Genomic DNA, 25696 nt, shown 5'->3' on the forward strand with positions numbered 1-25696 from the left:
CGCCATTATCTTTTGGAACAATAAAAAAGCGGCATAATCAGCTGCTTTTTTATTGGCTTTTTGAAATCTGTAAAAATGGTAATAAATTTTGAGCTAGGGTCACAGGATCAACTCCCATTTCAGTACGCTGGTTTGCTAACCATAGGGCTGTTTGTGAGTGCCAAACTGTCGCGGCGATCGCTGCATCTTTTGCTGATATCCCTTGGGCTAAGATTCCGCCGATCATCCCCGCTAGGACATCACCACTGCCACCTCTTGCTAATGCTGCGGTGCTTTCTGGATTAATCCATGTCTGTGTTCCGTCTTTTTCGGGAACAGCGATCGCCGTTCTTGCGCCCTTAAGTAAAATAGTTGCTTTTGTTTGATTTACAGCAGTTTGTAGAGCCTCTAATCTTTCCACTTCATGCAAGTCTGGAAATAATCGGCAAAATTCGCCCCAATGCGGTGTGAGGATGATCGAACTACTGCGCTGATTTAATTTCTCTATAATTTGCGCTTTGCCTATAGATGCTAAAGCATTCAAGCCATCGGCATCAAGAACTAAAGGGCGATCGCAATTTACTACCTGTTCCACAATTGGGAAAGCATCAAGAGAAAGTCCACAGCCACAAGTAATTGCTTGATATTTCCGCAAATCAAGATCTGGTAATGAAGCGATCGCTCCTGACTCAGTTTCAGGACAGCCGATCACTAGGGCATCAGGGACTTGGGCGAGGATGATTGGTTTGAGGGAATTGGGAACTGCGATCGATAACATGCCGATACCTGTAGCTTTAGCTCCCATTGCCGCCAGAATTGCAGCACCGCCATATTTTTGAGAACCGACCACCAATAACAAATGCCCGATTTCATATTTATGTGTGATCACACTTCGAGAAATTGGGAAATTCTTTAGTAGGCTTTGTTTCGGATTAATCCGCCAAAGATGATGTGCACCTAGTACTTGCAAAATGAATTTTTCAGGCATATCAAAGCTGATTCTTTCAAGTTTACCAACATAGGGAGTGGCGGATTCTGTAAGCAAGCCACGCTTCCATAGTCCTAAGCAAAAGGTCATGGTCGCCTGAATCGCTGTTCCCATGATGCCACCATGATCGGTATGGATTCCTGAAGGTAAGTCGATACTGACGATTGGGATTTGCCAATTGTTGATTGTGTTGATCGCGATCGCTACATCACCAATGACATCACGCTCTAACCCAAATCCAAATAAGCCATCGATTAACAGGTCACAATCTTGCAATGACTCTAAAGAAACAAAGGGAATCCCTAAGCTTTTGGCATAGCAGCTATGGACTCTTGTTAAGGGTTTTGATTTAGCGAATGGGGTATAAATTTTGACCTGTCGCCCTTGATGATGTAGTTCTCTCGCAACTACTAAGGCATCGCCACCGTTATGTCCAGAGCCAGCTAAGATACCGACATGCGGGTGAGATTGCTCGGGATAGAGTTCGGTTAAGCGTTGGGTAATCCTGATTGCTACTTTTTCCATCAAAGCAGCAACAGGCATTCCAGCCTGAAAAATCAGATTTTCGATCGCTTGCATTTGTGATGCTGTAGCGATCGCCTGTGATGAGAGCGATTCAATCATTAGGTTTCTCCCAGTTATTTGATGGCGCGGCGTAGCCGCGCCATCAAATAACTGGAACCAACTTATGGGACAAATCTCTGGAGACTGACTGGCAAGTTTTGGCGAACCCAATCTTTGACTTGAGGGAACTGCATTGCAGCTAAGCCACTGCCCAGAATCAGAGCCACTAAAATTAAAATAATAATAAAAGCGCTATTGGTTTGCTTCGGCACAGCAAATTCAGTTTTTGCTGAATCAATATCCTTAAGTTCAGGTTCGATCTCTTCTGAAGCTGGTGAATCTGGTGAGGTCAATGCTAAAGTACCTGCTGGTTCTTCAGTCTCAGGCTGAATATCTTCAGTATCCGCTTCTTCTTCGGCAGTATTAATTGATGTGAGGACATCGTTTTCACTTACCTGATCTTCCTGAGGATCGATTGGGGCAAAGCGGCAACGCATCAACGCAACCGTGATATTGTCATGCCCATTTAACTCATTAGCCTGATCGATTAAATCCTGACAACTGCGGTCAAGGTGCTTCTTTTCACTCAAAACTGGCATTAGGTAGCGATCGCAAATTTGTTCAACCCGATCAAAATCACTCAATCCATCGGAGCAGAGTAGCAAGAGGCAATCTTCATCGATAAAAAATCTTTGGACACGAGGGATAAGCATATCCGAGGATCTTGTGCCTAAAGCTTGGATTAAGGCTCCTCCATCAATGCGCTGCGAAGAATAGGCATAGAAGTTATAGCCAAGGGTGGTTTCACGAGTAGCCACATCATCATCAAGGGTAACTTGACGTAAATTGTCTTTAGTGACGCAATAGAGGCGGCTATCTCCCACATGTACCACATAGACTTCATTGCTCATCTTGCCATTAGGACGAGGCATCACTGCCATTACGAGCGTTGTCCCCATGCGTTGCTGAGCTTGACGCTGCTGCTGGTCATTAATGGCAACAATTTGATTGTTAACAACACGAGCCACCATTTCCAGTTGAGCAATAAAACCTTGAGCAGAAAAATCAGGATCGTTTTCAGCTTGTTGTAATAGGGTCTTTAGCTGTTGTTCAAGGGTTTTGATCGCTAAAGAACTTGCTACTTCGCCGCCTTCATGTCCGCCTAGACCATCACAAACGATCGCAAGGCGATCGCGAAGACTATCCGCCTGTTCCGAACGTTTTTGGCGTTTTACATCAGGGTAGCAAGCATCTTCATTATGTTCGCGCTGTTGCCCTACATCACTAGCACTGGCGACTCGCACTGTGAGCGGTTGATTTTCCATCACCTTGAGCGTCATTTGATCGAGGTAGGCGATCGCGCTGTTAATGTCGTATTCGCCACGCCCCAGACTGTAGAAAAATTCTGCGATCGGTTCAGCAATCTCAGGCTTAGCCAGATCTAACCATTGCACCCAAATATCACCTAATTGGGAGATATGCACAGCCGCAACATCCGCTTGCAATTCCAACAACCGCACCCACATCCCATCAACTCGCACCAATTTGAAATCAATCAAGGTACGAGCCATGTTCTGCTCAGCCAGAGGTTGCCAGAGGTTTAGCACTTGCCACAGCAGATTAATTTGCCGCAGAGCTGATGCTTCTGCCCATGCCTCTGCCAAAGTAGGACAGAGCTTGCCTTGGCGATCAATTGGCACATTTTCCAACAAAAATACTTCGGAAAGATTTAGTTCTTCACCGATTAGCAATAAGCCGTAAGGACGCGGCAAATGTAAGCTCAGACGCGATAACTTGAGATAAGACACCACATAGGTCTGAAATTCAAGGGGTAGCTCTGGCAGTGAAAAAGCATCCGTATCGACAACAATTTGTGAGGAGAGGACACGGTAGCGATCGCCTATCAGAGATTCAGGGGGAAATGCTTCGGTGTCCAGTCCGACGGCCCAAAGATATTGCTGCTCAACTACCGTAGCTTGCTCTTGTTTTTCCATGAAGGTATTGATCGCTTGCCAAAATTATGTGGTGAATATAGTGAAAAGCGCAGATGTCTTAGAACTATTGATAGATAAGGAGTATGCAACTTAATCAAAAATTTGTTTCATTATTATGTTAGGTGGCTTCACCATCCACATATGAAACGATTTTTAATTAAGTTACTAGTTTCTAAGGTAAGAATAGGAGGCGCTGAGCCATATCCTACCTATAAGTTAGAAGTTTTAACCTATTTGTTCAAGAGACATTTGGCTATTGTAGCGAAACAGAGAGAATATTTTTATGGATTTGTAAGCACCTGTGCAGAATAAATTACCCAAACCCGTAAAGTTGTGCCCCGCAGGGGCGCAACTTTACGGGTTTGGGTTTGTAATTAATTATGCCCATCTACCTACAGTGTTTCTGGGCGTGCAAATCTACAAAAATTAAGAGCCTGTACAACTTGTTACCAGATTTCTTTAGAATCTGGTTATTGTAGTAGTTAGACTTTTGTTTGTTAGAAGTCAAATTTAACAGTAAAAATTTAATACTTATTTTTCTTTCTCTCGTTTATTTTTTGGTTTTTATCATTACCTCTTTTTTAGATCCCTTTTTTATAATTTTTTCAACATTAATTACATCGCTATAACCTATGAAGCATAAACTTACCCATCGAGAACAAAAAGTTCTGTGGGCAACCATCGATCACTATATTCAAACGGCGGAACCAGTTGGTTCTAAGGCGTTGGTATCAGAGTATGACTTTGATATTAGCCCTGCGACGATCCGTAATGTGATGAATATGCTCGATCGCAGTGGTTTGTTGTATCAACCCCATATATCGGCGGGGCGTGTCCCCTCGGACTCTGGCTATCGAGTCTATGTTGATGAATTAATCGATCCTGCGAGCGAATTAACCTACAGTACTCATCAATTTCTTGCTAGTAAAAATGAGCGCCTCGGTAAGTCCAGTCTGGATGGGGTGATGCGGGATGTTGCTCAAATCTTGGCGACTTTAAGTGGCTGTATTGCGGTGATTACTGCTCCAAATATGCAAACGATGCGAATCAGGCATTTGCAATTAGTAATGGTGGATCATTGCAAGGTGATGGCGATCGCGGTTAGTGATACTTACCACACGGCTTCAGTAACGATGGATTTGCCCAGTGAAACTAAGCCCGAAGTTTTAGAAGGTGAATTAAATATTCTCAATAACTTCTTAAATGAACATCTACGTGATAAAAACTGGTCGGATCTAAATAGCGCTTTGCAATGGGATGATCTTGATCGACAGTTTCAGCAATATGCGGTGTTGTTGCAGCAATCTTTGCAACAGCTTATGAAGCTATGCGATCGCACGGCTTTGGGACAAATGTTTATTAGTGGTTTAACTGAGCTGTTACGTCAGCCTGAGTTTTCTAATTTGCGACAGGTGCAAAATATCGTGCAGTTACTCGAAGCTGATCGCGCTTCGTTGATGGCTCTGATTGTCGATCAGCCTACTCCTTCTGCTAATTCGGTCAGCATTAGAATCGGTTCAGAAATATCCATTGAGCCAATTCAGAACTGTACATTTATTTCTAGTACTTATCTCTGTGATGATAAGCCCGTAGGAACAGTTGGGGTATTAGGTCCAACGCGCTTGGGTTATACAAGGGCGATCGCTTCAGTACAGGCGGCTGCATTACATCTAACTGATGCAATTAGTAAATGGTAGGCAACGGATCTGTGTTGGCAATTTCCCGATGATTAGCAGGTGATCGCCTATGGGGTTGCTGTAATAATTCTGTCATAATGAATATTGGGATCTGCCATATCTAGCAGCAAGAGGCAAATATTCGTTATGAACGCCCTAACTATCAGCCTAGAGCCAATATTTGAATTAACAGATGAAAAGTTTTTTCAACTCTGCCAAAAAAATCGCGATCTAAGATTCGAGCGCTGCGCTCAAGGAGATATTACAATCATGGCTCCCGAAGGTAGTGACACAGGAATGCGTAGTTCTAACGTAAATGGTCACCTCTGGCTTTGGAATCAACAGAAGAAATTAGGCTTTACATTTGGTTCTTCCGCAGGATTTATATTGCCTAATGGTGCAATGCGATCGCCTGATGCCTGTTGGATACTAAAAGAAAGATGGGATGCGCTGACCCCAGAACAGCAATCTAAATTTGCACCAATTTGTCCAGACTTTGTAATCGAGTTAATGTCGAGAACCGATACCTTGTCAACTGTCCAAGCCAAAATGCAAGAATATCAATACAACGGCGCGAGACTCGGTTGGCTAATTAATCGTCGCGATCGCCAAGTAGAAATTTATCGCATTGGACAATCTGTAGAAGTTCTCCAATCACCAATTACGCTTTCTGGTGAAACTGTTTTACCTGAATTCGTTTTAGAGCTAGCCTCCATTTGGTAAAAGCTAAATCTTGTTGTACGGATGATGCAAAGTAACTCCAGATTCAGAATCAAAAGCATAAAGTTTATTTAGATCAAATCGCCAGAAGCTGCGATCGCCGATTTGCCAATGATGTTCTAAGCCAATATCTGCCGAAACTCGCGCTCTTAATTCACTATTTTGCAATTTCAATAACACAATTGTTTCTGAACCAAGAGCTTCCACTAGTTCTACAGTTCCCTCAAGATGTGCAACGTCAGACGATGCAGGTTGTAAATCTTCAGGACGAAATCCGAGAATGAAAGAGCGAGCGCTAGCAATTTCTTTAAGTGGCAATTCATTAATAGAGATCGCCTGAATCAGACTTTCCCCTTGCAAAAATCCATCGCCATTGACATTTACAGGTAAAAAATTCATTGGAGGAGACCCCATGAATCCAGCTACAAATTGATTTGCTGGTTTCCGATAAATATTTAGGGGTGTATCTACTTGTTGAATATCGCCTTTGTTTAAGACTACAATTCGATCTCCCATGGTCATCGCTTCTACTTGATCATGGGTCACATAAATAGTCGTTACTTGTAATTGTTTTTGTAACTGCACAATTTGCGATCGCGTATCACTACGTAACTGAGCATCGAGATTTGATAACGGCTCATCCATTAGAAACACTTGCGGATTTCGAGCGATCGCTCTTCCTAAGGCAACCCTTTGTTTTTGACCACCCGATAATTCTTTGGGCTTGCGCGTCAATAAATGAGAAATTTGCAAGGATTCGGCAACCTGCTGCACCCTTTGATCAATTTCAGCACGTTGTTTTTTACTTGTCGCTGCAAACCAAGCCAGAGGTGATGAATTTTGCGATCGTTGTCTCCTCAAGCCAAACGCAATATTGTTATAAACCGTCATGTGCGGATAAAGCGCATAGCTTTGAAAAACCATGGCGATATCCCGCACCTTCGGCGGTAAATGATTGATTTGGCGATCGCCTAAATAGATCGAACCATCACTGACTTCTTCTAAACCTGCAATCAATCGTAACAAGGTACTTTTGCCACAGCCTGATGGTCCCACTAAAACCATAAACTCCCGATCATTTACCTCTAGATCAATTTCTTGCAGCACAATATTTTGATCAAATTTCTTGGTAACACCACACAATCGCACAGGAGCCATCGCAAAATATCCTAATCAAGTCAATTTTGAGATTTTCAGCAACTAAAAAAGATGAAAATCCCAGAATTAATTTTATCTCTTTGCGATCAAATATAACTGTATCTAAACCCAAAATAGAGTGGCAGCGATTTGCGCTGCCACTCTATTTTGGGTTTATACCTTGCTAACCTTGGCGATAGAAACAAAACCCAAATAATTTTTAAAAGCCTTACAAAGCAAAGCTTTTAAAAATTATTTGGGTTTTGCCATAAGATTTTTGCTGGATTTGTTAAGGAATATTACTTAGTTTCTAGGTACGCCCAAACCTCGCTTTGTGGTCTAAATTAACCCTAAAATATTAAACCGATCATAAAACAATTCTAAAAAATATCTATGTCCGATCCCAAGGTTAGCGCTGCCGTAGCAAGTCTCTATAACACCTATCCCTTTCCCCCCGAACCCATCTTAGATGAGCCACCACCGGGGTATAACTGGCGTTGGAATTGGCAAGCTGCCTATAGCTTTTGTACGGGGCAGAAACCTGCTAGAGATAATATTCGGATTCTTGATGCTGGCTGTGGATCGGGCGTAAGTACAGAATATCTAGTCCATCTCAATCCTGAAGCAACCGTAGTTGGGATTGATCTCAGTGAAGGGACTCTTGCCGTTGCCAAAGAGCGCTGCAAAAGATCGGGAGCCACTAGAGCCGAGTTCCATCACCTCAGCTTATTTGATGCTGACCAACTCGAAGGAGAATTTGATCTCATCAACTCCGTAGGAGTCTTACACCATACCTCCGATCCCATTCGTGGCATTCAAGCTTTAGCGAATAAGCTTGCTCCTGAGGGATTGCTGCATATTTTTGTTTATGGAGAATTAGGTCGTTGGGAAATTCGCTTGATGCAAGAAGCGATCGCTTTATTGCAAGGTGATCAGCGTGGTGATTATGTTGATGGTGTAAAAATTGGTAGAGAGATATTTGCCAATCTACCTGAGACTAATGCTCTACGTCGTCGCGAAAAAGAACGTTGGGAAATGGAAAATACTCAGGATGCCTGTTTTGCCGATATGTATGTGCATCCCCAAGAGATTAATTACAACGTTAATACTTTATTTGAATTAATTGATGCATCGGGCTTAGAATTTCTGGGATTCTCTAATCCTCAAGTTTGGGACTTAGATCGCTTGATTGGTAAAGCACCCGATTTAATTGAGCGATCGCAAAATCTCTCTGAACGCGATCGCTACCGACTGATTGAAGTTCTCGATCCGCATACAATTTCCCATTATGAGTTCTTCTTAGCACGTCCTCCCATTCCCAAACAAACTTGGCAAGTTGATGCAGAGCTACTTGCGGCTATCCCTGAGCCTAGTCCTTGTATTTATGGCTGGAAAGATAGCCCGAACTTCTTTGACTATAATTATCAACTTGCGAGAATTAGCGATGCTGAATGGAAGTTCTTACTAGCTTGCGATGAGAACCAAACTAAACAGCAAACAGTTGCCCAGATTTTGCAGTCCGTTAATGTAAGTTTAGATGATGTGCGATCGCTCCAAAAGCAACAAATCATTCTTTTGAGCGCCTAAAATTTAATTTGCAGATCTATAGCACTTTGCTATGAAACCCAAACTAAGAAAGACCTTGAAAGCGCTGCTTCGCAATCCTTTCAAGGTCTTTCTTTTGGCTTGTTCGATCAGCAATTGCTGTAATACCAATTCATGAAAGTGTTGCCACACTTTTGCGAATTAAAAACCAAACCCAGTAAGGGTTTTAAAAACACAAAATGGCTACGCCATTTTGTGTTTTGGTATAAGATACAAACTGTAGGACTTATCTAGTCGTATTTTCCCATGTCTTCACGATCCACTAATTCTTCATCGTTTCTAATTACTTACTGGCAGAAGTTTTTACCTTGGTTAGAATCTTGTGCAATCTTAGCTTGGGGAATTACACTTCTGAAGCTATGGCTGGCGGGACAGTTATATCTTTTAATCCATCCTAACTACATTCCTCTAACCGTAATCGGAGGTATTATACTAACCATTGTTGGCATAGCCGAAGCTTGGCGTGTGTCAAAACGGCGGCAAAGTTATACCAATAATCAACAACATGTGACATTGATAAAGCCATCCTTGAGTAGTAGTTTGCTCTTGATTGTAGCGATCATCGCTTTGTTTATTAATCCACGACCATTCACTAGCGAAAAAGCAATTCATCGGGGTGTTATCGACAATATTGCCGATGCCAGAACTATCCCCCAATCGTTTCGCGCTAGCAACCGCCCCGAAGAGCGTACCCTAGTAGAATGGGTACGCACAATCAGTGCCTATCCTGAACCTGATGCATATAAAGGTCAAAAGGTAAAACTAACAGGCTTTGTTGTCCATGCGCCCGATCAGCCAGACAATATGTTTTTGATTACGAGATTTGTGATTACCTGTTGCGCTGCCGATGTTTATCCTGTGAGTCTGCCAGTCAAAATTGCGGAAAGCCGTGCTAACTACCCACCAGATAAATGGTTGCAAATCGAAGGTCAAGCCGATGTGGATATTAACAATGGCAACCGCCAAGTAGTAATTGTGGCAAGTAATATCACAGCGATCGCAGAACCCAAAAATCCCTACGACTATTAACAATTAAATGACATCAGCTAAATGACATCAGCAAATGTCCGTTCCATTTTCCTGAAATACCAAATTCCACTCCAAAGCAATAAAAAGACTAATCCGATTGAAAGTAAAAAGTTTGGCATATATATATTCGCCTTACTACCAAGAATTGCCCAACGAAACCCGTCAATTACACCCACCATTGGATTAATAGAATACAGTAAACGCCATTGCTCAGGCACAATATTGCTGCTAAAACCAACTGGCGAAATATACAAGCCAAACTGAATAATAAAAGGTACAACAAATCTAAAGTCTCGATATTGGACAGTCAACGCGGCTAACCATAAACCTGCACCCATTGAAGCTGCTGAAGCGATTAGGATAAAAAATGGCAATGTCAAAATTCGCCAATCAGGAACAAATTTATACCAAGCCATTAATCCTAACAGAATAATTCCTGAGATTAAGAAATCCACAAAACTGACAATCACTGCACTAGTTGGCACAATTAGCCGAGGAAAGTACACCTTAGAAATTAGATTAGCGTTCCCAATCAAACTATTGCTACACTCGCCCAAAGCATTGGCAAAAAACTGCCAAGGTAACATACCTGCAAAAACTAGAATTGGATAAGGAACACCCTGTGAGGGTAATTTAGCAATATTGCCAAACACCACAGTAAACACAATCATGGTTAGGAAAGGTTTAATTAATGCCCAAGTAATGCCGATCGCAGTTTGCTTATAGCGCACCAAAATATCGCGCCATGCTAAAAAATAAAATAGTTCTCGATAGCGCCACAAATCCTTCCAATACTGACTTTCTATACTTCCAGCTTCGATTATTAGTTCTTTTTGAGAAGTATTACCTTGGTCATCCATAAAGTTAAAATTTAGAATAAGCGTCTTAGATGATTCGCAATTGTACAGCTTATATAGCAAGGGTTTCAAGCTATGCCTCATACGAGATAAGTGTAAGTTAAGTCTTCGCGTATTTACTTCCTTTCAGTCCACAACTCTCTTAAGACGTGATAAGTTTAGATGTAAATGTCAAGTCAGTCATGTTATCCCAATTCCCGAGAGTGTGGCAACACTTTTGTGGATTGAAAATCAAACCCAGTAAGGGTTACCAAAACACAAAATGGCGTAGCCATTTTGTGTTTTGGTATTAGTAGTTTATATAATGGGCGCAATTAAATATAAAACTCTAAAGCCTGTGCCTCACTCTGCGAGTGCGCTACAGGCTTTAGACTCTGGGTTTTAATTATGCCCAGCTATTTAGTAAAAAGCAATAAAAAACTCATGTGAATAAATCGTCTTGACAATAAAATAATTGGACTAGATTTTAGGGCTTTCACAGCGAGCCTGCGAGATGAATCCTTATGTCCTTTTTGCAATTCTTGCCACGCATAATTAGAGTATGCAAAACTACTTTGGCGAGCATAGACATATTTTAGAGCGATCTTGGCTAATAGATTACTTCTTTGAATTGAAGCAGGTAGCCAAGCAAACGCATGAACGTAATTTGAAAATAAAATCTTTAAAGTATCTTTGAATTCATACTTTGGTGCAAGATCGTAGAACTTACTTTCTGATTGATGTCGTGAAAATGGTTGCGTGCCGAAGGATTCAGCTTCAGCCTTACTTGGATTATAAATAAAAACTTTCAGTAAGTCTTCGGTAATTTGCTTAAAGTAATCAGATGTACATTCTTGTGGCTGTAAATTTTTAGTTAGATGCTCAGCAAAGTTAACAATTGCCTGATGTTGCACTAGTAGACCCCACTCAATACCACTTTCATTACTATCAGATCTTAAAATAGGTACATATCTGTCATCTTGTTTTTCGTATCTAACTGTACTTCCATGATCTGCTGCCATAAACAACTCTAAAATTTGAGGATCACATAAAAAATAGCGATCGCTTCTGTCATTAACTTCTAAAAAATAAGGCATTAACTGATCCTTAGGGAATGCTTGAGTAGTACTAAGGAGACCGAAAAAGAAGCCCTGTAAGCCCGTATCTGGGTAAATTTTCCCTGCTGCTAGAAGATTACTCAGAGATCTTTGAGATTTACCAGACCAGCCAATATCTACTGTGGCATAAGGTGTTTTGTCACCCATTCCTTCTTGCTTAAAGTATCCAATAGCTTTGTCCCGAAAGATCTTAGCCATAGCAAGAATTTGCTCTAGAACAGATGGATCTTGAAAGACTTCTGTCAAGATCATAATTTCATTAGCATTAAGCTCTTTGTTCCAAATGTCTTCTCTAAAATCATATCTAGAGAGAATATCAGCAATTAGTTCTGGTTTCAGATTAACTCGTTCGCAAATGATACGAATCGAAAGAAATCCTGGATTATCGATAAGCCAATTAAATTCCTGTTCACCTATAGACTCAATGGCGGGAAAGTGAAAAGCTTGTCTCGAGCCGTAAAAATATCGGCAATCAATCTCATATCCCCATTGACTAATGATCGTTTGAGCAACCTTAAAAAGAATTTGTCCATCTCTAGCCATGAAATATAGTCTTTGAATACCTTTCTGCTTTGCTTGTATCAAAACCCAATGGACGAAACCAAAAATGATTGGCGCAATAACATTGGTAGCAGTATCCCAAATTGTCTTTTTATTGAACTCAGTTTCAGGGCAATGTAATCGACATATACGCGATGTCTCAACCAGTCGAGATCTAAAATAAGATGATAGTTTTTCATTTTCTACTATCAACTGTTCGTAACGATTGAGATCTGTTTTTATAGAAGGAGAAAAACTTACATCCATTTGTTTAACTATACATACTTATAAGAAGTTTCAAAATGGCAGAGCTATTTTAGAGTTACAAAAACTTACTAGGTTTGACTTTTAATTAAATAGGAGCATCGTGTTTGTGTATGAATATAAATTGTTTAAGAAGAGTTCTCAACATTTTATCTCCCAAATATCATTATTTCATTTCTTTGATAGATAAACATATTTTTAGCAAGCTCTTTAGTCTTGGGACGATTCATTTTGCATTTGATGATACTTCCATAGACTACCTTTTTTCTCTATAAGCTCGTGATAACTTCCTTGTTCAACAATTTCTCCTTTTTCCAAAACAATTACGTTGTCAGCACGAACAATTGTCGAAAGTCGATGGGCAATCATAATTACCGTACATCCCTTTGATAAGTTTTCTAATGATTCTTGAATCAATCTCTCTGTTACAGAATCAAGCGCACTTGTAGCTTCATCTAAAATCAAAATTTCAGGCTTTCGTAGCAAAGCTCGTGCGATCGCAATTCTTTGTCTTTGTCCTCCTGACAATCGTACTCCGCGATCGCCAAGTACTGTATCAAAACCCTCAGGCATTGCTAAAATAAAATCTAAAGCATTGGCTTGTTTAGCAACTTCTTGTAACTCTATTTCATCAACTATATCTACTCCATAAGCGATGTTATCTCTAACTGAAGCATTGAATATAAATGTATCTTGACTAACGATAGCCATCTTGCGACGAAATGAGTTGATTTCTAAATCTTTTAATTCAACGTTATCAACTAAAATTTTCCCTTGAGTTGGATCGTATAATCTAGGCACTAAATCAGCTAAAGTAGTTTTTCCTGCTCCTGAAGTGCCAACAAAAGCAGTGGTTTTTCCACGTTTGATGGATAAATTGATATTCTTTAAAATAGGTTGGTCAGAACTATAACTAAAGTAAACAGACAAGAAATCAATTGATTTATTCAAGCTCTTAAATTCTATATCACCATTTAGAAGATAAACTTTATCCTCTTCTTGCAGGACACTCCTGATTTTGCTGTATGAGCCAGCAAAACCTGATAGTTCGGTTCTTATGCCATTTATTTGTTGTACAAGGGGCATCATCCGAAATAAAACAAACATAAGAGTCAGTAAAGATGAGATTTCTAACTTTCCTGCTGTTACTAGAAAGTTAAATGCTACTAAAATAATACCAATCAAAATTGCAGTGGAAATAGATTCTGCTAAAGGACGCACAAGACTCATATAGGAGAACAAGTTAAGATGCGTTCTCCGCAAATTTAATGAGTTTTTATAAAATCTTTCTCTCTCAAATTTTTGTGTACATGAGGTTTGGATTGTGCGAATACCATTAATAAACTCAAGCGTACCAGAAGCAAAATTAGAATAAGCTTGTGATGTTGGGAAGCTCAACTCTCTTACTCTAACGCCAAATTTTGATATAAACAATGACAATGTACCAAATAGAATTAAAGCAACTATGGATAACTGCCAAGATATAACAAACATTGAGATAATGTAGACTATCAACGTTGCTCCAGAAACGCAAAGAGCTGAAGTCGATGAAAAAGATCGTTGGATAGACTCTATCTCATGAGTCATTGAATTGATTAAGTCGCCAGACTTTGAGCTTGAGTAATAACTCAAACTTACACTTATCAATTGCTCAAACATTGATTTATGTAAGCGATCTCCAAATGAAGACTCTGTTGACAGAGCAAATACTGTCGCTCCATAAGAAAACATTGAACGTAAAAAAGCCGCAACAATTACTAAAAGCCCCAATTTGTTGAGTCTTTCTATAGGGTTAGATTGTACTCCAATGATAAAAGTGTCTATCCAACCTGTACCTGCTTGAGATGAGGATGTGCTAGTTATACTTTGTAGGAATAAATTAATTATTCCTACAGCAACTCCTTCAAATACTGCTCCCAGAATAGAAAGTACTATTGCAAGTAAAGCAATTAACCAAAAATACTTAAATTCCCGAAGAAAAATGTAGTTGTGTCGCCAAAATTTGCTGTTTCTTACAATATTTTTGAAAAAATCTGTTTTCAGGAACATGGATTTGACCAATATCTAGCTTGAGTCTCAATTTAAAACTGACGCAAAAAGCGCAAGTCACTTGTAAATAGACGACGAATATCGTCTATCTTGTGTAAAACCATGGCAACCCGATCTACGCCAAAACCCCAAGCAAAACCAGTGACTAGTTCAGGATCATAGCCAACGGATTTAAAAACATTAGGATCAACCATACCACAGCCACCAAGTTCGAGCCATCGTCCGTTCCACATTACATCGACTTCGGCAGATGGCTCAGTGAAAGGGAAGTAGCTAGGACGAAAGCGAATTGGGCAATCTCCTAAAAGTTCTTCGACAAAGGTTTTGACAGTACCTTTGAGATCCCCAAATGTTAGTCCTTCTTCTACGGCTAATAGCTCGATCTGATGGAAAATGGGTGAGTGGGTGGCATCTATGTCGTCTTTACGATAAACTCGCCCAGGACAAGCAATTCTTAATGGAGGTTCATTTTCTTCCATATAGCGGATTTGCACTGATGAAGTTTGCGATCGCAGCAACTTACCATCGCTTAAATACAGAGTGTCTGCCATGTCACGAGCAGGGTGATCAGCAGGGGTATTGAGGGCTTCAAAGTTATAATAATCAGTCTCAATTTCTGGTCCTTGGGCAACTGTAAAACCTAAGCCCACCAGAATATCTAGCATACGGTCAATTGTGCTTTGAATGGGGTGCTGTCTACCTTGATAGGAATTCAATATTCCTGGCATTGTCACATCAAGGGTTTCCGCCTCCAAACGCTTAGCAATTACTGATTGCTGAATCGTAATTTTGCGTTCTTCTAGCTGGGTCTGGAGAGCTTGCTTAACTTGATTGGCGATCGCACCAACTTGAGGGCGTTCTTCAGCAGATAGCTTACCCATAGCGCCAAGAATTTGAGAGAGCGTGCCTTTCTTTCCTAAGTACTCTACCCTTAACTGTTCTAATTCTTCAGGCGTTTGCACATCTCCAACTGATTTTGTTGCGAGTTCTGCTAGAGATTGCAATTGAGCGGTTAAGCTCTCTAAGTCCGTTGCCATCAACGTTTCCTATTTATTTATGAAGAATTTTTGCTGTCCTAACTTTAGCAGAAAAAATACAAGCTCTGCGGTGATTGGTCAATTTTCTTGGTATATTCCCGAAAGCTAGAGACAAAGCTTTTATCCCAATTCACGAAAGTGTGACAACACTTTCGTGAATTGGGATAAAAGCTAGAGTGTATAAACCAAAAGCCGAGAGTTTGCTTAGCAAACTCTCGGCTTTTTAAAAAGATAGGATTTAATCTCTATCTTTTAGCACTAGCTAAGAAAGCCATTGGATCAATCGGGCTACCACCATTTGGACGGATCTCAAAGTGGAGGTGGGGACCTGTACTGAAGCCAGTACTGCCCATTGCACCAATTATCTGTCCTTGTCCAACTGTCTGTCCTTCTTTGACATAGAGTTCATTGAGGTGGGCATATCTGGTGATCGTGCCGTCAGCATGACGGATATCGATCATATTACCGTAGCCACCATCGTTCCACTGGGAATACTCAATTACACCTGATGCTGCTGCCAAGATTGGTGTGCCAATAGGTGCTGCAATGTCAATACCAGCATGAATTCTTCCCCAACGCCAGCCATACCCAGAGGTAAAGACACCATCAGCAGGCCAGATAAAGCCTGTCGATAATCCATAATCTTGGACATCAGGCAAGTAAGCACTGGCTGTCAGTTGTGGTAATTGAGGAGAAATTCCTGAACGATCCCCTGGATTGGCGATCGCACTACGACTGCTGTCAAAATTGCGATCAGGATTAGGGGAAGCATTTAAATTTGCGGCTGCAATCTTGGCTGCTTCTAGCTTACGAGCTTCTTCGGCTCTGCGTGCTGCTTCTTTGATTTCTGCATCACGAACTTTAGCATTCAGTTGATCTACTTCAGACTCTAAGCGCTTCACTTCTAGAGAAGTCATCCTTGCTTCTGGCTCAGGCAATAGAGCCACTTGATTTGGCTGGGTAACAATTGTTGCTTGTTGGTCAACAGAAGCCGAAGCAGGAACCTTTGGGGCAAGACTAGCTGCTAGCCTTGCAGGAATCTGGATGTTTGGTTCCGATGCGGGTTGAGAGATCGCAGATATTGGCTCAAGATTATTGGTGTTGCCTTGCTCGATCGCTCGACTGGAAGGAATAGTCGGAGTTGATATAGCTGCTACAGGTGCAGGCTTGGCAATTGGCTCGGCTGCTGGTTGGTTAACCGTTTCTACTGGAGCATTACCTAGGCTGACTCGCTGTTCCTTGATCAATGCTGTAGGAATCTGGGGAACTGACAAAGCTGCTGCAATTCTGGGAGAGAATTGGATCTTAGGTTCAGCCACTGGCTTAGAAGAATTAGCTTCGATAGGGATTGAGCGACTGCTACTGTACTGCTCAGCTGCTGTCGCCGCAGGGATTGACGGTGTAGAGATCGATCTAGCTGGTAGATTAAGAGCCGTTGGAGATAGTGCAGGGGTTTTCTTGTTGTTAGAACCACCTAGCTCACCCAGTAGCTGTTCAGGAGCAAAGGGGAAAAGCGCAACCGCAACTTTAACTGCTGGCTCATTAGCAACTGGTAAACTTGTTTGCAAAGCCGTGGGCTTAGTTTGCAAACTGGCTGACTGTTCTTGAGCAGGAGCAACTGGCAGATTATTAGAAGCTTCAGAGCCAGTTAGCTGCATTAAACCGTCCCAAGGAGAAACACGGTTAGCTGCTGCGATCTTAGTGACTGTCTCCTTGGGCAAAACCATCGGTGTTGCAGCCGTAACTCTTACTGGTTCAACTTCTCTAGAAGTCGAAGAAACTCTTGTAGTCTCAGACAAAGTTGCTACAGGAGATGGGATTTGCTTGATTGGCTTCTCATTAGAAGAGGCGATCGTTTGAGTGGCTGGTAGATTGCGCTCTTGAGGTAGCTTTAACTCTTGATTAAGTTCTAACCATTGAGGATTTTCTAGCTTATTTGCTTCAATGATTGACTTTTGGGTAATACCGTAGCGGCGAGCAATGGTCTCGATCGTATCGCCGTTCTGGACACGGTAGGAAGTATACTTTGGCTGCTTAGAGATAGAGTTCTCCGCAACATTTGACTTAGAATTAGTGCTAGCTAAGGTAGCGATTGCTTTTTTGCCTTCTAATTCTTGCAAACGCTGCATTAAGCGCTCTTTCTCAGCCATTAACTGTCTTTTGACATGACCTTCTTTAACTTGCATTAAGGTCGAGACATTGCCTGGAATCACCAGAGGCTGATCAATTGCTAAGAAATCGCCAGAAGTTAAGGAGGTAAACTTAATAATCTCGTTCTTAGGAACGTTGTAGTAACTAGAAATAGCTTCCAAAGTATCGCCTGGTTTAACCTTGTGAACCAAACCGTTCACAGGAGGGATGACCAACTTCGCGCCTGGTTGCAATTCAGTATTTGCACTTATGTTGTTTGAAGCTGCGATCGCTGCCGCATCAACTTGATAAACTTGAGTTAATTTCCATAAAGTTTCATCTTCACGCACTTCATGGACGATTACGCCTTGGGCTTGATCCCATGTACCTGAGGCGATCGCAGTTCTTGCCATTTCGTATTTGCGATCCTGATTTTGTGCCATCACATCAGTCAAGGTTCGAGATGATGCAGCAACAGGCGATGCCTTGAGGTTATTATTTGCTGTTTGTTGGTTAACCAACACCCCCACTGTTCCAGCGGATAGAGCAAAACCCAAAACTGCAAGCGAACGACGCACCTTCAGAGAGGTCATCTTTTCGCCCAATGTCAGGGAAACATTGGTTGTTAGATCCTCGTCTTTGGAAGATATCTTTTTCAAAAAACTGCCTCCTCTAAACTAGCTTTGCTCCTGATAAATCAAGTGTGAGAATAAAGCGAGTTAAATAATTGAGCCTATTTAAGTTTAGCTAATTATCAACCCACTAAGGAGCAATTACAGATCATAAGTTACCTTGATTTTTTCCTTAAAACAAGTTCATGATGAACAGCAGAAAATTTGATTTTATGCATTCAAGCCTTGTTTTCTGCTGGATGCATATATGAAAGCGATCTGTCAACCATCAGTTTGGTAAAATAATCTTGCAAAATCTATAGAAAATCAATTCGTAATTAAATATACCTAAAGATAGTTTTTGTGAAAAACTCTTCTCCCCCGTTATCGTTTTTTTTGAGTCTACAAAATGATTTTGCTGAATTTGAGATCTTAAAGTATCTCTCATTCCTACAGATAGCAATAGCAGTTATTATAGTTTTCTATGGGTGCAAGCTCCGAATATCTCTGTTTTACGCTTATTTACTGCGTCTAGCGTTTTAAATTAATTTGTTTTGTTGTGTAAGCTTTTTTTAACAATTTGCTTTAAAAAGTTTACAAAATAAATCCTAAGTAGAGAATTTACTAGGATGTTGACCATGTGATCAAAGTTTGAAAGGGAGAGGTTCATCTGAATCTCATACTTGCCGTCGCTTGGGAATGTACAAAAGTGACCTCACACTTTTGTACATTCGTATTACTCCTTTACTTTTGAGGATTTTTGTCTGTAATTTATTCACGATTATTAGGATGTATACATAATTACATTGGGTACATCAATAGCTTAAAATTACTTTAAAAATGCCTTAAAAAATGAAATTACATTTAGAGATAGCAGCTTTGATCAGCATAACCACAGTACAGAGACTCTACCCATCTTTAAACTAGAGTTAACGTACTTTATTTATTTGCTCGAAAACCGTTGTCAGACTAATTGAATGGATTTCAATATTCTGGATAGGCAGCATATAGCTTTGTCTGCCAAATATTGAAATTCCGCCATTTTTAGCACTATAGGCTAATTTAAAGACTTTTTAGGAAAAGAAGATCTATGAGCATTGGATATCTCGCGCTGGTCTTACACGCTCACCTGCCTTACGTCCGCCACCCTGAAAGCGACTACGTACTTGAAGAAGAATGGCTATATGAGGCGATCACCGAGACTTATATTCCCCTAATCAAAGTATATGAGGGGCTGAGGCGAGATGGTATTGATTTTAAAATGACCATGAGCATGACCCCGCCATTGGTATCAATGTTGCGTGATCCTCTTCTGCAAGAACGTTATGATAAGCATCTGGCTCTGTTACAGCAATTGGTTGAGCTTGAAGTAATTCGTAATGAACACAATGGTCATGTCAAGTATCTTGCTGAGTACTATGTCAAAGAATTTGCCGAAACTCGCGAAACTTGGGAAAAATACGGCGGCGATCTGGTAACTGCATTTAAGCAATTTCAAGATACAAATAATCTGGAAATCATCACCTGTGGAGCTACTCATGGCTATTTGCCATTGATGAAAATGTATCCAGAGGCAGTCTGGGCTCAACTAGAAGTCGCAGTTGAACATTACACCCAAGAATTTGGTCGCGCACCGAATGGAATTTGGTTGCCAGAATGTGCTTATTACGATGGGCTAGAAAGATTATTAGCGGATGTAGGATTGCGCTATTTTCTGACCGATGGACATGGCATTTTGTACGGTCAGCCTCGACCTCGTTTTGGCACATATGCGCCTGTATTTACGGAAACAGGCGTAGCTGCATTTGCGCGTGATCATGAGTCATCACAGCAAGTATGGTCATCGAAAGTTGGCTATCCAGGCAATGCTGTTTATCGGGAGTTTTACAAAGATCTCGGATGGGAGGCGGAGTATGAGTATATCAAGCCGTTTGTGATGCCCAATGGTCAGCGTAAAAACACAGGGGTCAAATACCACCGCATTACAGGAAATGATTTTGGGCTAGATGCGAAGCAGCTTTACGATCCTTACTGGGCAAAAGAAAAGGCTGCTGAACATGCTACGAATTTCATGCAAAATCGTGAGCGTCAGATTGGCTATCTCCATGACATGATGGGTCGTCCGCCCCTTGTGGTATCTCCCTACGATGCTGAGTTGTTTGGACATTGGTGGTATGAAGGTCCTTGGTTTATTGACTTTTTGATCCGTAAGTCCCATTACGATCAAACGACCTATGAGATGACGCATCTTGCTGATTATTTACGCGGCAACCCCACTCAACAGGTATCACGTCCTGCTCAATCTAGTTGGGGTTATAAGGGTTTCCATGAATATTGGCTAAATGAGACGAATGCTTGGGTTTATCAGCATTTACACAAAGGTGCAGAACGGATGATCCATCTGTCTTATCGTGAACCTGCGGATGAACTGGAGTGGAGAGCCTTAAATCAGGCTGCTCGTGAGTTGCTTTTGGCACAATCCTCTGATTGGGCTTTCATTATGCGTACTGGCACGATGGTTCCCTATGCGGTTAGAAGGACGCGATCGCACTTAATGCGATTGGAGAAATTATTTGAAGATATCGAGGCTGGCAAAATTGACGCTGGTTGGTTGGAGAAAATTGAATATATAGACAATATATTCCCTGACATTAATTACAGAACCTATCGACCACTGACTGCTGGCTAATTGATTCAGTACAAACCCAAAAGAGAAAAGAGGCGCATTGCGCCTCTTTTCTCTTTTGGGTTTGCTAAAAAAGTTTTGTATAGCTGTCGCCAAGTGTATAAGGACATAAAACCCAAGAAGAGAATGGCGGCGCGAAGCGCCGCCATTCTCTTCTTGGGTTTTGCTTTTGTCCTAACACAATTGACGGTAGCTATAATACAAGACTTTTTCTTTACATTTATTTAACAAAGTATTAGTAGCATATGCTACCGTTTAGATAATTATATGTTATGGTACTCATATGTAAACAATATGTAATTAAAAGGATATTAGCGATGAATACTCTTCAAAGAAAGGCTGAAGCTGCTGCAAATCATAAAGCCAATCTATCAGCCTCAGTCAAGCGCCGTATGGAAGTTGCTCGTTCTAATAATGACGCTGGATTACTAAATGTCCTAGAACAAGAAATGAAGCAACTGGGCTTGAATTAGACAAAAAAGGGACGCTTAGCGTCCCTTTTTGTTAGGATGCACCGCCGAAAACTTCAATGTTTTCAAATAAACAGACGGGTGAAGCATGTCCTACACGGATTACTTGGTTAGGCTCGCCTTTGCCACAAAAGGGGGAACCATAGGCTTCGACAGTGTAGCGATCGCCTACTTTTGTCAGGCTATTCCAGAATTGATTGGTAATCCCGCGATAATTAGGATTACGCAGAGTTTTGGTTAATTTGCCATTTTCGATGAGTTTTGCGTATTCGCAGCCAAATTGAAACTTATTGCGATAATCATCAATTGACCAAGAGCGATTGGATTCCATATATACGCCACTTTCAACATTGGCGATAATTTCTTCAAAGGATTGTTCGCCTTCTTCAAGGTTAATATTTGCCATGCGATCAATCGCGGGACGATTCCACGAAGTTGCTCTGGCATTAGCGACACCCTCGATACCCGATCGCACTTGACTTTCAGTGCTGCCTAAACCTCGTAAAAGCTTACCTTCTTTAATTAAATATTCTTTGGTAGCAGGTATTCCTGAATCATCAAAGGCATAGCTAGCAAATTCGCCAGCCATTGTGGGGTCAAATGAGACATTCATCAGTGATGAACCATACTGCATATTGCCAAAGTCTTCGAGTTTGACAAAGCTGCCACCTGCATAATTGCGCTCATCTCCTAGGATGCGATCGATTTCTAAGGGATGTCCGATGCTTTCATGGATTTGTAGCAACATTTGATCTGGTGCAAGGACTAGTGCTGTGGTTTCCGTAGGACATTCGGTTGCTGAGAGTAGTTCTATCGCTTGTTCGCCGATAATTTGCGCTCTTTGCAAAATTGATTGGCGATCAAATACTTCCATGCCGATTTGATTGCATCGCGCAAGTTGTCCGTTATCACCACGTCGTTGAATGATCGCACCATCTTGAGCCGTAGCCGCATAGTCTGTGGCTATGGTCAGAAATTTTTGATAAATGTCAGAGCCGTTACTACTAACAAAGTTGGTTTCAATTTCAGTAATGACAGCATAGGCACTAGTTTTGACGATCTTGTCAGAAACTTTTAAGGTGTCGCAGATCTCGATCAAGAGTTCATTAATTTCTTGCGGGGCGATCGCATCCGACGGTTTGAGAAATGGTGAGAAGTACTGCCCGATCGCCTGTGGTCGTTGAGCGATCGTAAAGCGATGTACAGCCCATTTCGCAGCAGTTTTCGCTTGTTGATAGGCTTTCTGCGCCGTGATTTGAATATTTTCGAGATCCAGGTGATTGGTACTAGCATAGCCAAACTGTCCGTCAGCTAATACTTCGATCATCACGCCGTGGGACTGGCTACGTCCATTGGACTGGGGGTTGCGATCGCGTACATATCGAGTCGTATTAATTTCTTTGACTTCACGTAAGCCGATCCATTCAGCAGATGGTAGATCAATATGAGATAAGGCGGCTTTTAAATCAAATTGCATCAGTAAAGTCCATAAAGTAAAAGGTACGCAAAGCGTACCTTTTACTTTATCAACTATTAAGCGGGTGATGGGATTCGAACCCACGACATTCTCCTTGGCAAGGAGATGCTCTACCACTGAGCCACACCCGCATTTCTAAACTCACTTAGTGCTTTGTTAAGTCACTTGATTGCGTTTAGCGCTTTATTAATATGACAAACATTGCGATTAATGTCAACTATTTTTTTATCTCTAAAAGATTAGGGGCACGAAGCGCCCCTAATCTTTTAGTATTTGAAGCCATTTTTGCGAGTGTGGATGGCAGGTTCGCCATCACGGAGGCGATCGCCTGCGGTGATGGTTGCCAAAATTACAGTGTGGTCTCCAGCATCGAGACTACCTGTCACTGTTGCATCAAGATAGGCGATCGCCTCAGTTAGGTAGGGCTGACCACTGGGGGCTGTGGTGGTATCAATCCCATCAAAAGGATCAACATCGGGAGCAAACCCTTTGGCAAAATGTCCGATAATTTTGCCATTTCCTTTTTCGGCAATATTAATTACTACTGGACTGCCGATGGTCAAAAAAGACTCAATGGGTCTACCTTTGCCAACGATGATTGTTACAGAAGGAGGGTTAAATCCAGCCTGTTGCACCCATGAAGCGAGCATGGTGGCAGTTTTGCCATTTTGTTGAGATGTAACAATAAACAACCCACTGGGGATCGCACCGATGGCGGCTCCGAGTTGTTCATCTTGAGATGTGGTAACGGTCATTATTCACTAAAATTATAAAAAGACTTTTTTTAGCTTAACTTACAGCGCTTTGCGCTCAAAACCAAACCAAGAGATTTTTTGAAAGTTTGTTTTGCAATCCTTTCAAAAAATCTCTTTTGGGTCGTTTGCTCGCTAATTGCTGTAGTAAATAAAAAGCGGCGCTATGCGCCGCTTTTTATTAAATATTTAAGCTTTAGACGTAAGCAGTCTGGAATCCCCACCAGAGCAGGAACCCGATCGCACTCAAAACCACCACGCTGGATAGCACGATTGATAAAGGGCTATCGGCATTTTCAAACTTCATGATGCCGCGATTAAAATCTGACATATAAGCAAAACCTAACTAGATGATTTAGATTATTTAAGCAAAACATTTTAATTATCGCCTAACTCTGATGAAGATAGTGCAAAAGTAACTAAATTTCTGGGAATAGGCTCTCTAGGATAATAAATTACCTATGATTGAATGGCTTCGTATTTTTTGGCTACCATCTAAACCTATTGCAAAGTTAAAAGAATTACCCCAAGATGCAGGGGTATATTACATTACCGCTTTATGGATTGTGTTGTACGTTGGTAAAGCAAAAAACTTACGCAATCGCTGGAAAACTGCTCATCATCGCTATCAACAATTCAAACTTCTTCATCCATTTGGCAGACTACATTACAAAATTTTGACAACTGCTCAGATCCATTCCTATGAAAAAGCAGAAATTGCCCGATTTCGTCCTGCATGGAATGGGACAGCCAGAGTAACTTTTGGGGATTTACTATGTTTGTTTGTCGCGGTATGGGGGCGTGTAATCATTTATATTTCGCTGCTGCTACTGGCGATCGCTACTCTTATTTATCTGTTATCGCAGTATTAATTCGTAGGATACGTTAGTGCAATTCAAGCCATAAAACCCAAATAAATGGAGGCGGCGCGAAGCGCCGCCTCCATTTATTTGGGTTTTGATTTGTTCTAGCTAGCTATCTATTGCATTGCTGTGGTGCAGTAGCCCATCCTACATTTACTAGCAACTTACTTAAAGTTAGTTCGATATCGCCATTTGCGTCGTGCGAAGCACGACGCAAATGGCGAAAAATGGGAAGAATCGCTTAGCGATTCTTCCCATTTTTCGCTTTCGTCGAACTGACGTTAAATGAGTTGTAAGATTTGGAGGGTTATGAGAGTGCGCCCCGAAAGGGGCGCACTCTCATAAATCATTTAGGATTGCTATATTGGAGTTTATGTTGCTAATACAGAAATCTTTAAAAAGTCGATTTAGCGCAATTTGGATAAGCATTTTATTAACTACACCGCCAAATTATGCCGATCGCTTGGAGTTTTTGACCAAATTAGTTGTTAAGGACTCCTTGCACAAGCTAGAAATAGCCAACGAAATTGATCTAACTATAGTGGTCATCGTCATTGGGGCATATTGGCATCAAGACTTACAGGAAGTTCGATCGCGGATATTAGCTTTACAATCCCAGAGCAATGCTGACATTCAGGAATTAGTGTTAGCCTATGCGATCGCTTTAGCCTGTCGGGATGATCTGCATCCGCGATCGTTTATTAGCCAGATTTGTCAGGACTTCAATAACAGAAAATTGCTGAGCCGCGATCCCGCAGATCAAGAAAATTGCTTAAGGCAGTTACAGCTTGCTCAAAAGTTTGTCGATCAAGGAGCAAGTATAATTACTTCCCATATTTTAAATAGTGGTTTATTCCAAGCGATCTCCAGTAGTTTGTACTATTTCCTTAGCACGCCTCACTGTTGGCAGATTGTTACCGAGCGCGCCCGAAAACATCCCTTAAGCAATCATCCGCAAGTCACTCTTCAGTCAGGGGCGATCACCTCGGCTTATCTGGGTGAGATCGAAAACATAGCTAATCTAAATCAAGATATATTGACTAAAGGAGCAATAATAAGTGACTGGATATGGACAGAATGGACTGGAGTTTATGCTTAAGATAAGCATGGAATAGTATAAGGACTTTACGTTGCACTGAAACACATACGTCACAAATTTTTGATGTTAAAT

Annotated in this window: 19 protein-coding genes and 1 tRNA gene; 8 read left to right on the forward strand and 12 right to left on the reverse strand. The window is 41.3% G+C overall.

The features are described from left to right. Nucleotides 1-49: 49 nt before the first annotated feature. Complete coding sequence (locus tag H6G05_RS03120; protein ID WP_190576221.1) at nucleotides 50-1591, reverse strand: NAD(P)H-hydrate dehydratase; 1542 nt, start codon at nucleotides 1589-1591, stop codon at nucleotides 50-52. A gap of 62 nt (nucleotides 1592-1653) precedes the next feature. Then, complete coding sequence (locus H6G05_RS03125) at nucleotides 1654-3525, reverse strand: protein phosphatase 2C domain-containing protein (RefSeq protein ID WP_190576222.1); 1872 nt, start codon at nucleotides 3523-3525, stop codon at nucleotides 1654-1656. Nucleotides 3526-4157: 632 nt separating this feature from the next. On the opposite strand from H6G05_RS03125, the gene hrcA reads away from it, so the two are divergent. Both hrcA and H6G05_RS03135 read left to right on the forward strand, forming a co-directional pair. Continuing rightward, the gene (gene hrcA / locus H6G05_RS03130; protein ID WP_190576224.1) at nucleotides 4158-5222 is read left to right on the forward strand and encodes a heat-inducible transcriptional repressor HrcA; all 1065 of its coding nucleotides are present in this window, start codon (nucleotides 4158-4160) and stop codon (nucleotides 5220-5222) included. Between the two features lie 126 nt (nucleotides 5223-5348). Next, complete coding sequence (locus tag H6G05_RS03135) at nucleotides 5349-5924, forward strand: Uma2 family endonuclease (protein ID WP_190576226.1); 576 nt, start codon at nucleotides 5349-5351, stop codon at nucleotides 5922-5924. A 3-nt stretch (nucleotides 5925-5927) separates the two neighbouring features. On the opposite strand, the gene H6G05_RS03140 is transcribed toward H6G05_RS03135, so the two are convergent. Further along, nucleotides 5928-7079 carry an ABC transporter ATP-binding protein gene (locus H6G05_RS03140; protein WP_190576227.1) on the reverse strand — a complete coding sequence of 384 codons (1152 nt, stop codon included), beginning with the start codon at nucleotides 7077-7079 and terminating at the stop codon, nucleotides 5928-5930. A gap of 372 nt (nucleotides 7080-7451) precedes the next feature. Here H6G05_RS03140 and H6G05_RS03145 point away from each other — a divergent pair, with 372 nt between their 5' ends. After that, nucleotides 7452-8645 (forward strand): class I SAM-dependent methyltransferase, encoded by a 1194-nt coding sequence (locus tag H6G05_RS03145; protein WP_190576228.1) that lies wholly within the window; start codon nucleotides 7452-7454, stop codon nucleotides 8643-8645. Nucleotides 8646-8909: 264 nt separating this feature from the next. Continuing rightward, the gene (locus H6G05_RS03150) at nucleotides 8910-9692 is read left to right on the forward strand and encodes a TIGR03943 family putative permease subunit (RefSeq protein ID WP_190576229.1); all 783 of its coding nucleotides are present in this window, start codon (nucleotides 8910-8912) and stop codon (nucleotides 9690-9692) included. 17 nt (nucleotides 9693-9709) lie between these two features. Here H6G05_RS03150 and H6G05_RS03155 read toward each other — a convergent pair whose 3' ends face one another. The 5 genes from H6G05_RS03155 to H6G05_RS03175 all read right to left on the reverse strand — a co-directional run bounded on the left by H6G05_RS03155 (nucleotide 9710) and on the right by H6G05_RS03175 (nucleotide 18325). Then, entirely contained in the window at nucleotides 9710-10552 is an 843-nt protein-coding gene (locus tag H6G05_RS03155; RefSeq protein WP_190576230.1) for an ABC transporter permease, read from the reverse strand. 392 nt (nucleotides 10553-10944) lie between these two features. Next, nucleotides 10945-12453: a hypothetical protein gene (locus H6G05_RS03160; protein ID WP_190576231.1), complete on the reverse strand. Its 1509-nt coding sequence runs from the start codon at nucleotides 12451-12453 to the stop codon at nucleotides 10945-10947. Nucleotides 12454-12660: 207 nt separating this feature from the next. Further along, entirely contained in the window at nucleotides 12661-14499 is a 1839-nt protein-coding gene (hepA, locus tag H6G05_RS03165; protein WP_190576232.1) for a heterocyst formation ABC transporter subunit HepA, read from the reverse strand. Between the two features lie 32 nt (nucleotides 14500-14531). Beyond that, the gene (gene pheS, locus H6G05_RS03170) at nucleotides 14532-15536 is read right to left on the reverse strand and encodes a phenylalanine--tRNA ligase subunit alpha (RefSeq protein ID WP_190576233.1); all 1005 of its coding nucleotides are present in this window, start codon (nucleotides 15534-15536) and stop codon (nucleotides 14532-14534) included. Between the two features lie 245 nt (nucleotides 15537-15781). Beyond that, nucleotides 15782-18325 (reverse strand): peptidoglycan DD-metalloendopeptidase family protein, encoded by a 2544-nt coding sequence (locus tag H6G05_RS03175; RefSeq protein WP_190576234.1) that lies wholly within the window; start codon nucleotides 18323-18325, stop codon nucleotides 15782-15784. Between the two features lie 1042 nt (nucleotides 18326-19367). Here H6G05_RS03175 and H6G05_RS03180 point away from each other — a divergent pair. After that, entirely contained in the window at nucleotides 19368-20966 is a 1599-nt protein-coding gene (locus H6G05_RS03180) for a glycoside hydrolase family 57 protein (protein WP_190576235.1), read from the forward strand. A gap of 314 nt (nucleotides 20967-21280) precedes the next feature. Next, a complete protein-coding gene (locus tag H6G05_RS03185) occupies nucleotides 21281-21436 on the forward strand; it encodes a hypothetical protein (protein ID WP_190576237.1) in 156 nt (51 codons plus the stop codon). Between the two features lie 31 nt (nucleotides 21437-21467). On the opposite strand, the gene H6G05_RS03190 is transcribed toward H6G05_RS03185, so the two are convergent. From H6G05_RS03190 to H6G05_RS25550, 4 genes are all read right to left on the reverse strand, one after another. Continuing rightward, nucleotides 21468-22910: a TldD/PmbA family protein gene (locus tag H6G05_RS03190; RefSeq protein ID WP_190576239.1), complete on the reverse strand. Its 1443-nt coding sequence runs from the start codon at nucleotides 22908-22910 to the stop codon at nucleotides 21468-21470. Between the two features lie 59 nt (nucleotides 22911-22969). Further along, a tRNA-Gly gene (locus tag H6G05_RS03195) sits at nucleotides 22970-23041 on the reverse strand. Between the two features lie 135 nt (nucleotides 23042-23176). Next, nucleotides 23177-23665 (reverse strand): flavin reductase family protein, encoded by a 489-nt coding sequence (locus H6G05_RS03200; protein WP_190576241.1) that lies wholly within the window; start codon nucleotides 23663-23665, stop codon nucleotides 23177-23179. 193 nt (nucleotides 23666-23858) lie between these two features. Continuing rightward, nucleotides 23859-23993 (reverse strand): hypothetical protein, encoded by a 135-nt coding sequence (locus H6G05_RS25550; protein WP_254923778.1) that lies wholly within the window; start codon nucleotides 23991-23993, stop codon nucleotides 23859-23861. 130 nt (nucleotides 23994-24123) lie between these two features. On the opposite strand from H6G05_RS25550, the gene H6G05_RS03205 reads away from it, so the two are divergent. Both H6G05_RS03205 and H6G05_RS03210 read left to right on the forward strand, forming a co-directional pair. Then, nucleotides 24124-24534: a GIY-YIG nuclease family protein gene (locus H6G05_RS03205; RefSeq protein ID WP_190576242.1), complete on the forward strand. Its 411-nt coding sequence runs from the start codon at nucleotides 24124-24126 to the stop codon at nucleotides 24532-24534. A gap of 364 nt (nucleotides 24535-24898) precedes the next feature. Next, nucleotides 24899-25624, forward strand: a complete 726-nt coding sequence (locus H6G05_RS03210) for a hypothetical protein (RefSeq protein ID WP_190576244.1) — start codon at nucleotides 24899-24901, stop codon at nucleotides 25622-25624. Nucleotides 25625-25696 lie beyond the last annotated feature (72 nt).

Origin of the sequence: Phormidium tenue FACHB-1050 (assembly GCF_014696925.1) — a bacterium.
Lineage (GTDB): Bacteria > Cyanobacteriota > Cyanobacteriia > Pseudanabaenales > Pseudanabaenaceae > Pseudanabaena.

Excerpts from the sequence above, each read along its gene's own strand:
- H6G05_RS03120 (WP_190576221.1), bottom strand. The coding sequence starts at position 1,591 with ATGATTGAATCGCTCTCATCACAGGCGATCGCTACAGCATCACAAATG.
- H6G05_RS03125 (WP_190576222.1), bottom strand. The coding sequence starts at position 3,525 with ATGGAAAAACAAGAGCAAGCTACGGTAGTTGAGCAGCAATATCTTTGG.
- hrcA (WP_190576224.1), top strand. The coding sequence starts at position 4,158 with ATGAAGCATAAACTTACCCATCGAGAACAAAAAGTTCTGTGGGCAACC.
- H6G05_RS03135 (WP_190576226.1), top strand. The coding sequence starts at position 5,349 with ATGAACGCCCTAACTATCAGCCTAGAGCCAATATTTGAATTAACAGAT.
- H6G05_RS03140 (WP_190576227.1), bottom strand. The coding sequence starts at position 7,079 with ATGGCTCCTGTGCGATTGTGTGGTGTTACCAAGAAATTTGATCAAAAT.
- H6G05_RS03145 (WP_190576228.1), top strand. The coding sequence starts at position 7,452 with ATGTCCGATCCCAAGGTTAGCGCTGCCGTAGCAAGTCTCTATAACACC.
- H6G05_RS03150 (WP_190576229.1), top strand. The coding sequence starts at position 8,910 with ATGTCTTCACGATCCACTAATTCTTCATCGTTTCTAATTACTTACTGG.
- H6G05_RS03155 (WP_190576230.1), bottom strand. The coding sequence starts at position 10,552 with ATGGATGACCAAGGTAATACTTCTCAAAAAGAACTAATAATCGAAGCT.
- H6G05_RS03160 (WP_190576231.1), bottom strand. The coding sequence starts at position 12,453 with ATGGATGTAAGTTTTTCTCCTTCTATAAAAACAGATCTCAATCGTTAC.
- hepA (WP_190576232.1), bottom strand. The coding sequence starts at position 14,499 with ATGTTCCTGAAAACAGATTTTTTCAAAAATATTGTAAGAAACAGCAAA.
- pheS (WP_190576233.1), bottom strand. The coding sequence starts at position 15,536 with ATGGCAACGGACTTAGAGAGCTTAACCGCTCAATTGCAATCTCTAGCA.
- H6G05_RS03180 (WP_190576235.1), top strand. The coding sequence starts at position 19,368 with ATGAGCATTGGATATCTCGCGCTGGTCTTACACGCTCACCTGCCTTAC.
- H6G05_RS03185 (WP_190576237.1), top strand. The coding sequence starts at position 21,281 with ATGAATACTCTTCAAAGAAAGGCTGAAGCTGCTGCAAATCATAAAGCC.
- H6G05_RS03190 (WP_190576239.1), bottom strand. The coding sequence starts at position 22,910 with ATGCAATTTGATTTAAAAGCCGCCTTATCTCATATTGATCTACCATCT.
- H6G05_RS03200 (WP_190576241.1), bottom strand. The coding sequence starts at position 23,665 with ATGACCGTTACCACATCTCAAGATGAACAACTCGGAGCCGCCATCGGT.
- H6G05_RS25550 (WP_254923778.1), bottom strand. The coding sequence starts at position 23,993 with ATGTCAGATTTTAATCGCGGCATCATGAAGTTTGAAAATGCCGATAGC.
- H6G05_RS03205 (WP_190576242.1), top strand. The coding sequence starts at position 24,124 with ATGATTGAATGGCTTCGTATTTTTTGGCTACCATCTAAACCTATTGCA.
- H6G05_RS03210 (WP_190576244.1), top strand. The coding sequence starts at position 24,899 with ATGTTGCTAATACAGAAATCTTTAAAAAGTCGATTTAGCGCAATTTGG.